This window comes from Flavobacterium hankyongi (assembly GCF_036840915.1).
GTDB classification, from domain to species: domain Bacteria; phylum Bacteroidota; class Bacteroidia; order Flavobacteriales; family Flavobacteriaceae; genus Flavobacterium; species Flavobacterium hankyongi.
Genome location: NZ_CP085725.1, coordinates 2,161,745 through 2,177,430 on the forward strand (window position 1 = coordinate 2,161,745; position 15,686 = coordinate 2,177,430).

Below are 15,686 nucleotides of genomic sequence, written 5' to 3' on the forward strand. Positions count from 1 at the left end.
TTAATTTCCAAAATTATAACGCAACGTAAATCCTGAACGAATATTCGTTATCGGGAACGATGTTGAAATAACTGTTTTAGAGAATGAATAATCAAAAAAGAATAATGTGGTTAAATTTTTACTAAACGAATAATCTGCCGTAAGCTTTCCAGAAATAATTTTTTGACCTCCTCCTAATTGGTTATTGTCATAGTCAAGGTTTCTAACAATTGTTTTGTTGTTTCTTAATGAAATATCACCGCGGATGTTAATATCACTCTTGATTAATCCTAATGCATTTTCAGCTAATCTAGATCTAATTTTTACATCTTTAATTCTGTAACCCAAACCAACAATATACTCTACGCCTTTAAGTTCAGTCATTAAATTATTGTCAAAACTCATCGATAAAGTCCTGTCTTTTTTCATTTCAGCAAGAACCTTAATTGAGCTTTTTAACTCAAAGTCCATACGTATTAGTGGACTAAATTGCTCTGTTAAGTTAGCATTTGAAATTAAAATTTTGTTCTGATAATTCCCCCCAGCATCTAACGCATTAGGGTTTTTATCATATTCAAAATTAGAACGATACGAGTTTAATGTATACGCTGCTTTATAAGCATGTTGCAATGAGAAACGTTTAAATTTATCCTTAAAGAATTTGTACCTCATCAATCCAGTATATTTTACATTCCAGTTAGGAATTGGAAAACTTCTAAATGGCGATAATGATACGTCTGGTGCGTTTCTAAAGTCACTGGTATAAGTTGCTAAAAATGCTGGCAACAATACTGACTGACTATTTTTACCATACCCTTTAGGAAATCCATCAGCATCCAAGTTAGCAGGATTAGTGATATCAATACCTCTTTGGGCAGCCAATCTATTAGCAATAATAATTCTATTATCCCTAAAAGCCTGGAATGCAGATGAAGAAACCTCATCACTATTACTAAAAGAAGTTCCAATCATCACTGTTGAAATAGAGAAATTCCCAGTATTATAAGGAGAATGTGATGTGTACTCATTATTAACGGCATCAAACTGTTCAGAGAAATTTGATGCTTTAGTCCTATCGCCTGTTAAATCAATTTTCAAATCAGGGAACGGCTCTAAATTTGCTGTTGCTGTAATTTGTTTATTACTAATTTCTGTGTAGTTCTGATTAAACTCAGGATAATTAGTCAACCATCCTTTACGTGCTGCATCAAAACGAACATTATCATCTTGCATACCTAAAACAAATCCCATTGATGGTCTTGAAGAACCCAAGAAACCTATTGATGGTAAATACCCCGGAAGCATTGTTCCGTTCGTTTCGTTGTAGTTGATTTGTACATTCTTAATACTAGTTGCTAAACCAATTAACCCATCAACCCAAATATTAGGTTGAGCTACTTTTGCTTTAGGCTTTGCCACCACTTTTTCACCCGGTTTAGGAGCAGCTAAAGGTGTAGCTGGTTGCTTCTGTTTTGGAGTTCTTTCACTTCTTTTAACCAATCCTATATATTTATATAAACTAGACATATTAAAAGAAGTATTCAATTTGTGCGAATTGGCATTTTGAATTGTGTTACCTAAATTATATCCATTGAAATCTTGTGCCTGAATTGAAGCTCGAGTCCAAGAATAATCTCCTGTATAGGTATAATCAGATTTAATGAATGACAGTATTGGTATTTTATTTATTGGCAATTCATAATTTACTGTAAGCTGTTGATTGTGTTGATTAGGTGTTCCTATGTTCCAGTAATCATCCCAAATAGAAAAATCAGCTCTAGGATTATTCTCTTCATCAAAATAGTTGCGTACTATATTTCCAGTTGCAGCAGTATAATTTAAACGAAGTGATTTTGTAAGATTAAAATTAAATCCATAATTATAATTAAACATGAAGTTTCTTTTATAAAGTGGACTAATTGGAATTCCTTGCACATCATCAACTAAACGGAATTGTTGTTTGTTAAACTGACGTAAAATCGTTGAGCTAAAATTTATCGTATTAGGCAAAAAGTTAAAGTTAAAATCACTCAACATTTTCCAATAAGCACTTTTTTTCAAGAATTGATTTTTCTTGAATGGTTCGATATTTTTAGGTTTAAATGTATAAGCATAATCTGCAGAAGTTTTTACTTGTTGATCCAACAATGCTTCAACTTCGAAATCTCTATGATGCAATTCATTAAAAGAATAAGATAGTGTTAAGTTTTCAGGGTCGTAAAAATGCTGTTTTTGCTCTGGAGCTCTATCTTTCTTGACGCCTATAAAGTTTATACTTGTTCTTTTAGTAAAATCTTCGGCTCTATTTTTGATTTCATCTTTTTTAGCTTCGTCACTAGTAACATCTAATAATTGTTTCAATTTAACATCTTGATAAAGCGGATCATACTCTGGTGTAATAATTTCTTCTCCAACTGCGTAATTAAATGGTAAATTGATTCCCCATTTTTTAGGCAACAGTTTTCCTAAGTTTACATTAGTAACAATATCATATTGTTGTGCTTCTTCACGACTTCTTTCATTTGGACTTTCTTCTATTCCTCCAAAACCAATTGTATTCATTCTTCCCGTTGCTGAAAGTGTCATAAAATCGGCCAAGTTTGTATCTAAACTTGCAATTGCTGCTTTTCCACCTTTATTATCAACATCTGCCAAACGAAGTTCATTAAACCACACCTCTCCTCTTACAGGGGTATTAGCTGCTGCATTAGTGTTTTTTACACCCACCATTAAAGTTCTAACAAATCCAAAGTTAGGATTTCCTTTAATACCAATTCTCATACCTTCTTTCGCTCCAGGATCTAAATCTTGAGCGTTTATCTCTAAATAGCCAGTCACTGGATTAGGAACCAACTCCCCTTGAATTTTCTTAACCTTAAGTGCCGTTAAAAGAGCTGTATTAATATCAAGTTCATTTTCTTCAGGCCAAACACTCTCTGGTGCATTTGCTCCATGTTGAGTAACTTTTAATGGCACTTCAACCTGATAATAATTTTCAGTAAAATCATTACCAAATCTGATAAAAGCAGACATTTGTTTATCCTGTAAATCAGAAGATGAATAACTCGCTAACGATTCAGCATGTAAAAACATTTTAAGCTTATTATACTGACGCATGTCTACACTCACATTTTTAAATGCAGCACGCGAATCTCCAACCTCAAGACCACCTGAACCAGACAAAGGAGAATCTTTATCATACACTCTCAAAGACAATGACTGTTCATTTTGATTAATAACAGAATTATTATTATATAATTGCTCACGATTCACTCCAGGAGGCATTACATAATTGACAGGTTGTCGTGCTGCATTTTCTTCTAAATTAACCGCTGTAATATCAAATCCTGTATCGTCATCAGTAGGGTCTGGATCGTTATTATCTAAAGACGCATTCATCCTTCTCCATTCTCCACGCACCAAATCTAATGACCCTAAACGAACTGTTATTTTTTCTGAAAAGCCAGACATAAACATTCTCATAAAGCGGATAGATCTAAAATCAGAAATAGGTCCCTCAACATTTATTGTTGGGTCTATTTCAAGAATTGGAATTTTAAATTGAATCCATCTCGCCTGTGTAGTATTCCCATTGTCTAAAGTAACTTGAGTATCTAACACATTGGTAACATATTTATCAGCAACAGTCATATTGGGCTTAATATCTACTGAGAACTTATAATACGCTTCGATGGTATTCATCGTATTATCTCTATTAATATCTTCAACATCTGGCGTTGTTGACGAACCTCTATTACTATCCGACACATTTACAGGTGAATTCCCTTCAAGTCCGTTGTATTTTTTATATCTATCTGTAATAGGTCCCGAAGCACTTAAAAAATACTCATAATTATCCTGAGCAGGATCCGAATCTCCAGCAAAAGCTGGATATTCAGCAGCTTCTTCTGCATCATTCAAACCATTTAAACCTAAATCTTGTTGTGTTCTATTAGCTTCATCAGTATCAAAAGCATAAATTAATGACTGAGCTGCTGGTACTTTACCCCAATTTGTATTTACTACATTAGGATTTGATCCCCCAGCCGGAAGTCCGTTTTCATACAATTTCCTTCCATCTTTTAAAATATCCTCTGATATCTCTCCTAAGTTAAATGTAAGTTTTCCCGTGTTTGCAGGATTAGCATCAGATGCAGTCCCATGATATGGATCTAGAACCCAAAACTGTATATACTCAACATTGGATTGTTCAAAATTTGTTGAATTAATAGGTCGCATGATTCCACCAAAATTATCTTGTGGATTTGGCAAAGTATTATTTACTGCGGCTGGGTTAAAGTTGTAAGGCCCTCTTTCATTAGGATAATAAGTCAAATCCAATGTGGTTACAACTGTAGTTTGACCTGCCGCAATGTTTGTATTAGGATATAATTCGCTTATATAAACTCTACGTGAATCATGACGCGAAAAATCATTATCATTAAGCCCTGTCGGTCTTTGGTTTGTGTAGAAAAGAGGATCTATCGTATACCAAGACAACTTACCTCTTTTATAACCATACGATAAATCATCTTCAGGAAGTTCACCTCCAAATCCTTTTGGTGCACTAGATAGTGTCCAAGCAAAAGGTGATTTCATATCGATTGTTGATTGTGAACCTTCAAAATCATCAACATAAACAGTTGACTCACCTTCAAATTTGTCAATTTTTGGTGTACCAGGCTTCAGTATGGCAAATTCACCTCTAAAAGATAAATTAGAAGGAACATCTGTATCTATGTTTGGTAATTTATTTACTAATCTTGTAAACAAAGGCACTTCTGTAGAATAATTCACATTAGCTCCATATATCATGTTGTTCACAGATTCCTGACCATAATTCGTTTTTTGAGTAAATGGTCTTTCGGTCATTTTTAAGAATGTACCTCCAATTTGAAACTTGTCTGAAAATTTATGTTCAATATTAACACCCATGAAACGTCTAGTCTGCTGGCCAAAAACTGAATTGTTCTCAACTGAAACTTCGATTGGGATGCCAGACGCCTGCAATGAAGGATCTAAAATTTGAACTCTACCCGCTTGATAGTTGACTGTATAATCTACCCCTTCCTGTAGCACCCTACCTCCTGCAGTAACCACAACTGAACCTTGAGGCACATTAGCAGACCCTAATGAAATTCCTTCACCTCCAGATGATTTAAATTTACCTCTAAGCTGGAATTTATTTTTATCACTATCTTGAAGTGCTAAGGCCTGTGTTTTTTTATATAAATTGGTAAACACATACTTTTTCTGATTTGCATTATATGTATTTACATCATCATAATTTTCTAGTGAGCTTGGATTTTTTAATTTTTCAAATAACAATTTACCAAAAGGCTCTACAGTTGTAAAGATAATTCTGGCATTTTGAGTATCTACCGTTAATCCTGGTAAAAAATCAAAGAAACCATCCCCTCTATTTTGGGGATCATTTGTTGGATTCAATCTGTCTAAATTAAAAACTCTTAACAGAGGAGTACTTTCTACTTCATTTTCAACAGTTGGATTCGAAGGGAAAGGAGTTCCTGCTACAGGTGAAATGTAATTTAATGGAGATGGATCAGTATATAAAATGTTCAATTTAAAATCTTCTGAAGACAATTGATACGCTCCAGGAATTTGGTAAATATTTTTCATCATCAAATTCCAAACAGGTTTATTCACATTGGTTAGATTTCCTTTTAGCATTTTTAAAATCAATGCCTGAGTTGTTGGTACTCCTGCATTAACATTAGTTGCGTCTACTCCATCATTACCAAATTCCCCAACTTGATAAACCTGATCTGCAATGGTATATTGATATGCTACTGCTAAGACCTCGTCATTTGCTAATCTTTGATTAAGTGATAAATAACCTAATTGTGGATGGTAGGTATATTCGTTAGGTGATAACTTACGAGCATTCTCTAATTTGGAATAATCATTCCCTTCAGCAGGGGCGGTTGCTAAACCAGTAAAACCTTGTCCAGCAGTTGCAACCTCTCTAATACTAGGGTTTAAATTACCTCCTCCTGAAATAATTTTGGCTGGATCAAAACCATTATTTTTATTATCTGCTGGAGCATCAAATGGTACTGTTCCTGGAACAAAAGTTGGATTCAACGCTAAATCAATCCCAATCATTTGTGAATCTGGCACTGTAGCTGATCTTGACTCTCCTAAATCCTGAAGGGCAACAATATTTCTTAAATTATTGCCTTCTGGAGAAGTATTAATTCTATTTTGTCTGTTTGTTACCCAAACTTCCATTCTGGTAATTTGGACTCTAGAATCTATTATTGGGTACTTTTCTAAAGACTCATCATAACGATTTCTAAAATACTGTGATAGGAAAAAGTGACGATCTGAATCATACTCTAATCCAAACAAGCTAAAGTCCTGAATTAATCCTCCACCTTGCGATGTAACAGTTTTTGTTTGTGATTTTTGTTCAGAAAAGACTCCTGTTACAGTTGTTCTTCCAAATTGCAACTGCATCTTAACTCCAAATAAACTTTGTGCTCCTCTAATTAAAGTGCTATTAAGGGGCATACTAACATTTCCTATCTCAATTTTTTGAAGAATATCATCTTCAGTAGGAGTATACTCAAGTTTAATTAAATTTTGAAATGCGAATGTAGATTCGGTATCATAATTTGCATTAACTTTTAATCTTGTTCCAACTTGCCCTAATAAGCTTAAACTAATTCTTTGATCAAAATCGAAAGTTGTTGTTCTTCTATTTCGTGGAGAGAAAGCAGGATTATCTTGCTTTGAATGTCTTACTCCAAAATCAATCTCAACAGTTCCCGTTGGTTTTACATCGATTGTATTACTTCCAAAAATAGATTCAAAAAAACTTGAGTTGATATAGTACCTAGGTAATAAATCTTTTTTACCATCTTTACTTGCTGCTTTTTTACCATCTACAGCATCAGACTTTTTTTGAAAATAATTACGTACAGCTTCTTTTTGAATTAGTTTTTGATACTGTTCTGGAGTTAAAACAATTGGATAATCAATATTAAATCCATCAAAAGTCTTAGTGTAAATATACCTATCACTTACTGGATCATACTCATATGCTTCAAGAATACTTGAAGGATTAGGCATATCCATTACACCTGTATTGTAGCCTTTTACAGTATCTTGGTTAACTTGTGAAAAAGAGGCAGTAAAAACAAATAAAAACAGTACAGCAAGACTGTTTTTAGAAAAAATATTCGGAAAATATATAGTTAATTGTTTCAACGATTATAAGTTTTTTAGCGCTTGTTTAATAATTGTTTCCACTGATGCATCAGGAGTATTGGCTACGATTTTATCAACTATCTTTTCAGATGCTTTTCTCACAAATCCTAAAACTTCTAAAGCAGATAACGCCTCATCTTTGTTTGTATTGTTTGCTACAAGCGAAACTTCTTCGATATCATACAACTTTAACACTTTGTCTTTCAGGTCCAAAATTGCTCTTTGAGCAGTTTTTGCCCCAATACCTTTAATAGACTGAACCGTTGCAACGTCTCCTGAAGCAATCGCATTAATTATTTGTTTTGGTTCAATAGACGACAACATGGTTCGTGCAATATTTGCGCCTATACCTGAAACAGAAATTAATAATTTAAAAATTTCTCTTTCAGATTTTTCAACAAAACCAAAAAGTGAATGACTATCTTCCTTAATTAAGAGATGAGTATACAGCTTTATTTGGTCAGTATTTGGCAATAAACCAAAGGTATGTAGGGAAATATTAATTTGATAACCCACTCCATTACAGTCTATTATAACTTCGGTTGGGCTTTTCTCTACTAATTTCCCCTGAATATGTGCAATCATAGTTAGCTTACTTAACCTCCAAATATAGTAATTTTCTTTAATTACTTTTATTTTGTCAGTTCAACTGCTAGATTTATCGATGAAGTAAAAATCTATTTTTGATGACTTTTTTGCTTTTTTTCCTTTTCTTGCGCATCGACAACTGCAACAGCAGCCATGTTAACCATTTCCTCTACACTAGCCCCTAATTGAAAAATATGAACTGGCTTAGCCATGCCTAACATAATTGGCCCAATTGAATCAACTTTGTATAATTCTTTAAGCATTTTATACGTTATATTTGCCGATTCTAGATTAGGAAATACCAGAGTATTAACTTTATGTCCTGCCAATTTAGAAAAAGGAAACTTACTTTTAAGCATGTCTGGATTTAAAGCAAAGTCAGTTTGAATTTCTCCGTCAACAATTAAATCAGGATAATAATTATGTAGATAATCTACAGCCTCTCTTACTTTTGAAGCGCTCTCAATATTTGAAGACCCAAAATTAGAAAACGAAACCATTGCAATTACAGGTTCCATACCAAACATTCTAACTGTTTTAGCAGTCATTAAGGCAATTTTAGCCAAGTCATCTGCAGACGGATTGGGATTAATTGCAGTATCTGCCAAGAACATAGGACCACGAGGTGTCATCATCATATTAGTGGTCGCGATTCGGGTAACACCTGGAGCTTTCCCAATAAGTTCCATCATAGGTTTTACTGTTGCAGGATAACTTCTTGAATAACCAGTTACCAATGCATCTGCTTCACCTTCATTTACCATCATAGCTGCAAAATAATTGCGTTCTCGCATCCACTTTTGAGCATCTAATAATGTTATTCCTCTTCGACGTCTAGCTTCCCAATATGATTCTGCAAAACGCAAACGTCTTGCATCTTCTTCTTTAGTTTTAGGGTCTAAAATTTCAACTTCAGCATCAAATCCAATTTCCTCTTTTAGCTCTAAAATAATTTCACGATTTCCTAATAAAATAGGCACACCAATACCTTCTTCATGAACAATTTGAGCTGCTTTTAAAACATCCAAATGATCCGCTTCTGCAAAAACAATTCTCTTAGGATTAGTTTTAGCCCTGTTTGTTAACAAACGAACCATTTTATTATCAGAACCTAATCTTTCTAGAAGTTCATCTTTATATTTATCCCAATCGGTGATTGGGTTTTGTGCAACACCACTTTCCATTGCTGCTTTTGCTACAGCTGGTGCTACCTCAGAAATTAGACGTGGATCAAATGGTTTTGGGATAATATACTCACGTCCAAAATTTAGTTTAGTTTCTCCATAAGCAATGTTTACTTGTTCTGGTACGGATTGTTTTGCTAAACATGCCAAAGCTTTAACAGCAGCCATTTTCATAGCTTCATTAATCTTTGTTGCTCTAACGTCTAGTGCACCACGAAAAATATATGGGAATCCCAAAACATTGTTTACCTGATTAGGATAATCTGAACGCCCAGTAGCCATAATAATATCTTCACGAGTAGCTATAGCCAAATTGTAATCAATCTCAGGAACCGGATTTGCCATTGCAAAAACTATAGGATTTTTTGCCATAGTTAATAGCATTTCAGGCTTTAATATGTTTCCAGCCGAAAGACCTAAAAACATATCTGCTCCAACTAATGCTTCCGCTAAAGTTTTTGGATCACAAGACTTAGCATATCTTTTTTGCAAATCAGACAAGTCTTCTCTGCAATTGGTAAGCATACCATTAACATCAAACATTAAAACATTTTCTACTTTAACACCTAATGCTACATATAAATTAGCACAAGCCAATGCTGCTGAACCTGCACCTGAAACAACTAATTTGATTTCTTCAACTTTTTTATCAGCTAATTCTAATGCGTTCAATAAAGCAGCCGAAGATATAATTGCAGTTCCATGTTGATCATCATGCATTACAGGAATATTCAATTCTTCAACCAAACGTCTTTCAATTTCAAAAGACTCTGGTGCTTTGATATCTTCAAGATTAATTCCTCCAAAAGTTGGCGCAATAGCTTTTACAGTATCAACAAACTTATCAATATCTGTAGCATCTACTTCGATATCAAAAACATCAATATCTGAAAATATTTTGAACAACAAAGCTTTCCCTTCCATTACTGGTTTTGAAGCCTCTGGTCCTATATCTCCCAAACCCAACACTGCAGTTCCATTTGAAATAACTGCAACTAAATTGCCTTTTGCAGTATATTTATAAACCTTTTCGACATCTTTAAAAATCTCGATACACGGCTCTGCAACTCCAGGAGAATATGCCAAAGATAAATCTCTTTGCGTTGCGTATTTTTTTGTAGGCACAACCTTGATTTTTCCTGGTTGTGGTTTTGCGTGATATAATAAAGCTTCTCTGCGTTTTTTATCGTCTGCCATATTTTTAGGATAATTGGAACTTGCAAAGTTAATGTTTGAAATGTAACAACAAAAGTTTTCAAGAATTTATCTTTAAATCAAAACAAATTCATTGTTTTTTATATTTTTTAACAATTAAACCATAAAAAATCAAATAAATTAATAGATTTGCCAACAAATATTAATATTATGAAGAAAATCTACATTCTTATTTTATTTTCTTTGTCTAGTTTCTTGATTCAAGCACAAGAAAATCTATGGACAAACTTTAATGAAAATAAAAGTTCTAAAATTGAAAAGGCAGAAAGAGCATCTATGCCAGAGAAGTTTAACTTATTCAGCTTAGATTTCGAATCTTTCAAGACAAAATTATTTCAAGCACCATTAGATTTATCATCTAAGAGGTCTAACCTTAAATTAGCTTTTCCAAATTCAAAAGGAGAATTTCAAAGTTTTGAAATTTATGAAGCTCCTGTAATGGACAAAGAACTTGAAGATAAATACCCTGGAATTAAATCGTATGTTGGTATTGGAATTGACCATCCTGCAAGTAAGATTAGATTTAGCGTTACTATGTTTGGGTTACACACAATGACATTCAATGAAGATGGCAGCACAACTTTCATAGACACATATACAAAAGACAACAAAGGATATATTGTTTATAACAAATCAGACATCGCTCCTTCTCGAAATTTCCAATGCCATGTTACTGAAAAATTTGAGCTTGACAACTCAATTAACGTTCCAAACATTAATGAAAAGGCTTCTGATAGTCAATTTAGAATATTTAGACTTGCTATGGCCTGTACAATAGAATATGCAGCTTACCATGTAAATGCAGCTGGATTAAGTGGTGGAACTTTAGCTCAAAAAAAGGCAGCAGTTCTTGCCGCAATGAATGTAACAATGACCAGAGTTAATGGAATTTATGAGAGAGATATGTCTATGAGAATGACATTAATTCCAACTAACGATCAGATTATATTTATTGATTCAGACAACTTTTCAAATGATACTGCTTCGTCATTAATTAATGAAAGTCAATCGCAAATTACAAGTATCATAGGAACTGCTAATTTCGACATTGGCCATACAGTAAGTACAGGTGGCGGTGGATTAGCTGGGCCTTCGCCTTGTGTTGCAAATTCAAAAGCGAGAGGAATAACAGGAAGTCCAGCCCCAGTTGGAGATCCTTATGATATTGATTATGTAGCTCACGAAATGGGGCATCAATTTGGAGCAAATCACACATTTAATAACAGTTGTAGCGGAAACATTAATAATGGTACTGCTGTAGAACCAGGCAGCGGATCTACAATCATGGCATATGCTGGAATTTGTGCTCCTAACGTGCAAAATAATTCTGATGCTCATTTTCATGCAGTAAGCATAGCTGAAATGGTTGCTAGAATTGCTTCAACAGCAACCTGTGCCCCAAACAACCCAAATGGAAACACACCTCCAGTTGCAAATGCAGGAGCAGATTTCACTATACCTAAAGGGACAGCTTTTATTTTAAAAGGAAGTGCTACTGATGTGAATGGTGATTCATTAACCTATTGTTGGGAACAAACAAATACTGAAATAAGCACACAACCGCCATTACAAACTTCAACAACTGGTCCAAATTATAGATCAAATCCTCCCACAACATCTCCTAATAGATATTTACCAAATTTACAAAGTGTACTAGCTGGTAATTTAGCCCCAACTTGGGAAGTAACACCAAGTGTTGCTAGAACAATGAATTTTGCATTAACTGTCAGAGACAACAGAGCTCCTAATGGAGGACAAACTCATCGCGATAATACAGTGATTACTGTAGGAAATACATCCGCTCCATTTGAAGTTACTTCGCAAGCTACAAATGTTACTTGGAATGTAGGAGCGACAGAGATCGTAACTTGGAATGTTGTAGGCACAGCTGCTGCTCCATATAATTCACCAAATGTTGATATTTTATTGACAAGCGACAACGGAGCAACTTTCACAACACTTCTATCTAACACTCCTAACGATGGAACACAGCAAATTACAGTCCCAAGTATATCTCAACCATTTTGTAAGGTACTTGTAATGTCTAGAGAAAATATTTTCTATGCTGTAAATAAAGGAAATATTTCTGTTGGCTACACCGTTACTTTTAATGACACATGTCAAACGTTTTCTGCTACGCCAAATGCTACAATAGTAGAACAAAATCCACTTGCTTATCAAAACTTCACATTAGCAATACCTGCAATGCCGGGGGTCATTACTGATGTAAATGTAAACACAAATATTTCACACAGAGTTAACCAAATATATGTAAGAGTTAATCATCCAGACAATACCGCAGCTCAATTATTGTATGGAGACCAAACAGGATGTAACAATTCTGCATCATCATTAATTACCACATTTGATGATTCGGGGGCAAATTTCATTTGTGGATTAGCTGGAAATAATATTGCATTAAAATCGACGGATCCATTAAGTATTTTTAATGGTAAAACTACTTCTGGTAACTGGCGCTTTAGAGTAGCTGATGTTGTAACTAACAATAGTGGTACATTGAACAGTTTTTCATTTAACATTTGTACTAGAGAAACAATTATAACACTTTCGAATAATGAATTCGAATTTACTGGATTTAATGTATATCCTAATCCAAGTAATGGCATTTTCGACATTGAATTCAATGCAAGTGATAAAAACACATCTCTAACAATAGTTGATTTGAGAGGTAGAAAGGTTCATGAAGAATCATTGAACAATTCTGGTCTAATTAAGAAAAGAATGAATTTATCGAACTTCCAAAAAGGAGTTTATATAATCAACTTAACAGATGGAGTAAAAAAATCAACTAAAAAAATCGTCGTTGAATAATAAAATGTAACTCATAAAAAAGGCTACTCAATAGAGTAGCCTTTTTTATAATCTTTTGAAACTTATTTTTTGATCAAATATTTAATTTTAGAAACTTTATGAGTTATTGGACTCATATCAAAATTTAATTCGATTGAGATTTCTTCTCTATCTTGTTTTATTTTCAAGCTTCCAGTTTGTATTAAATAGACTCCTGCTTGACCTTTACAATAGCAATACTTGCCGAATAACACTTTAGCTTTTTCAAGAAACTCGTCAGATAAATTAGTTTCCTGAGCTGAATTTTGAACTTCTAGAACTATTTCCTCAATATAATTTGCTTCAGCCATACCAGAGGGATTGTTTTTTTTAAACTCAAACCTTACAACAGATTTTTCTAAATTATCTACGAGATTGTAATATATCTTGTTCGTATTGTCTTTATCAATTTTTATAGATTTGTTTGCCAAATACTTTATTGAGCACTCTCCTCCATTTGGACATTCCTGAACAATGTTTTTTTCTTGCTCACTCAATGTTTTTCCAACTTCATTTTTCTTAACAGAACAATTGATTAAAATTGAAGAAATTAAGGTTAAAAAAAGTACTTTTCCCATTGTAAATTTTTACTCAAATTTATTTAAAAATTCGATGTTCCTTTTCAAGCCTTCAAGTTTTGTTCTTTTTACTGCCGAATTTTTAAAGATTTTCTTAAAAACATCATCGGTTATTTCTTCCCAATCTTTTTTAGAGTAAGATAAAATTTCAGAATTAGGATTAAATAAAGGCTCTTGATGGGGTTTTGAGAATCGATTCCAAGGACACACATCCTGACACACATCGCAACCAAACATCCAATCGTCAAATTTGCCTTTCATTTCGTAAGGAATTTGCTCTTTAAGCTCGATAGTAAAATAGGAAATACACTTACTCCCGTCAACGACATACGGCGCAACAATGGCTTGTGTGGGACAAGCATCTAGGCACGCTGTACAAGAACCGCAATGATCAGTCGTTGCATAATCATATTCTAATTCTATATCTATAATTAACTCGGCAATAAAGTAAAATGACCCTACTTGTTTTGTAATTAAATTACTGTTTTTACCAATCCAACCCAAACCTGATTTAGCAGCCCAAGCTTTATCTAAAACTGGTGCTGAATCGACAAAAACTCTCCCGTTAACCTCTCCAATTTCAGTTTGTATAAAACGCAATAAATCTTTGAGTTTGTCTTTGATAACGAAATGATAATCTTGCCCGTAAGCGTATTTTGAAATTTTATACGATTCTTGATTTTGTATTTCTGAAGGATAATAACTTAACAAAAGAGAAACTACACTTTTTGCATCATCGACTAATAATGTAGGATCGAGTCGCTTGTCGAAATGATTTTCCATATACGACATTTGGCCATGCATGTTCTTATTAAGCCAGTTTTCAAGTCTAGGTGCTTCGTCTTCTAGAAAACCAGCTTTAGAAATACCACAAGAAAGAAACCCGAGGCGTAGTGCTTCGGATTTAATCATTTGTGAGTATTTTTCTTTTGTATTCATTTGCATTAGGGATTGAAGCAAGCTACCATGTAGCGCGGAAGACCCGACCCGAAGGGAAATACCCTAAAACAATTCACCTTGATTGGCTCCTCTTACTCTTCCCAAGTGTTTATAAGCCTTTTCAGTGACTTCGCGACCACGAGGTGTACGAATAATAAATCCTTCCTGAATTAAAAATGGTTCGTAAACTTCTTCTATAGTTTCGCCACTATCTGAAACAGCTGTTGCTAAAGTAGTTAATCCTACTGGACCTCCTTTAAACTTATCAATTATGGTTGTTAGGATTTTATTATCCATTTCATCAAGTCCATGAGCATCAACATGCAGAGCTTTTAACGCAAAACGTGCAATTTCTATATCAATTTTACCGTTTCCTTTAATTTGAGCAAAGTCACGTACACGACGCAATAATGCATTTGCTATACGTGGAGTTCCTCGGCTTCGGCCAGCAATTTCTATTGCAGCCTCCATTGTGATTGGCATTCTTAAAATTGACGAACTACGTTGTACAATTGTGGTTAATAATTCGGTATTATAATATTGTAAGCGTGACTGGATTCCGAAACGCGCACGCATGGGTGCCGTTAATAAACCCGATCTTGTTGTGGCTCCTACCAAAGTAAATGGATTCAGATTAATTTGTACCGTTCTGGCATTTGGTCCAGATTCGATCATAATATCAATCTTAAAATCTTCCATCGCCGAATAAAGATATTCTTCGACAATTGGGCTTAGACGGTGTATTTCATCAATGAACAAAACATCTCGTTCATCCAGATTTGTCAACAAACCAGCCAAATCTCCAGGTTTATCCAATACAGGTCCTGAAGTAATTTTGATACTTACCCCTAATTCATTTGCTAATATATTTGCTAACGTAGTTTTACCTAATCCTGGAGGGCCATGAAACAAAGTATGATCTAATGCTTCGCCTCTTAGGTTTGCAGCCTGTACAAAAACTTTCAAGTTTTCCAACACTTGATCCTGTCCCGTAAAATCATCAAATGAAAGTGGGCGTAATGCCTTTTCAATGTCAATTTCTTCCGATGAAAAGCGGTCTTTATTTGGATTCAGATTTTCATTCATGGGGCAAAGATAGGAAAGTTTAGATAGGATTTAG

7 protein-coding genes are annotated in these 15,686 nt (G+C 34.1%); 1 reads left to right on the plus strand and 6 read right to left on the minus strand.

Annotated elements, in window-relative coordinates:
* From sprA to LJY17_RS10080, 3 genes are all read right to left on the minus strand, one after another.
* Window positions 1–7,212, minus strand: a complete 7,212-nt coding sequence (sprA, locus tag LJY17_RS10070; RefSeq protein ID WP_264543697.1) for a cell surface protein SprA — start codon at window positions 7,210–7,212, stop codon at window positions 1–3.
* A gap of 3 nt (window positions 7,213–7,215) precedes the next feature.
* Window positions 7,216–7,797, minus strand: coding sequence for a Holliday junction branch migration protein RuvA (ruvA, locus tag LJY17_RS10075; protein WP_264543698.1), 582 nt, complete (start codon window positions 7,795–7,797; stop codon window positions 7,216–7,218).
* Window positions 7,798–7,889: 92 nt separating this feature from the next.
* Window positions 7,890–10,181, minus strand: a complete 2,292-nt coding sequence (locus LJY17_RS10080; RefSeq protein WP_264543699.1) for an NADP-dependent malic enzyme — start codon at window positions 10,179–10,181, stop codon at window positions 7,890–7,892.
* 168 nt (window positions 10,182–10,349) lie between these two features.
* Between LJY17_RS10080 and LJY17_RS10085 the strand changes: the two genes are divergently transcribed.
* On the plus strand, window positions 10,350–13,031 hold the full coding sequence (locus LJY17_RS10085; protein ID WP_264543700.1) for a reprolysin-like metallopeptidase: 2,682 nt from the start codon (window positions 10,350–10,352) through the stop codon (window positions 13,029–13,031).
* A 62-nt stretch (window positions 13,032–13,093) separates the two neighbouring features.
* Here LJY17_RS10085 and LJY17_RS10090 read toward each other — a convergent pair whose 3' ends face one another.
* Genes LJY17_RS10090 through ruvB form a run of 3 tightly spaced genes read right to left on the minus strand, consistent with a single transcriptional unit; the run spans window position 13,094 to window position 15,652 of the window.
* On the minus strand, window positions 13,094–13,627 hold the full coding sequence (locus LJY17_RS10090) for a hypothetical protein (protein WP_264543701.1): 534 nt from the start codon (window positions 13,625–13,627) through the stop codon (window positions 13,094–13,096).
* A 9-nt stretch (window positions 13,628–13,636) separates the two neighbouring features.
* On the minus strand, window positions 13,637–14,572 hold the full coding sequence (queG, locus tag LJY17_RS10095; RefSeq protein ID WP_413614508.1) for a tRNA epoxyqueuosine(34) reductase QueG: 936 nt from the start codon (window positions 14,570–14,572) through the stop codon (window positions 13,637–13,639).
* Window positions 14,573–14,629: 57 nt separating this feature from the next.
* On the minus strand, window positions 14,630–15,652 hold the full coding sequence (ruvB, locus tag LJY17_RS10100; protein WP_264543703.1) for a Holliday junction branch migration DNA helicase RuvB: 1,023 nt from the start codon (window positions 15,650–15,652) through the stop codon (window positions 14,630–14,632).
* Window positions 15,653–15,686: the final 34 nt, after the last annotated feature.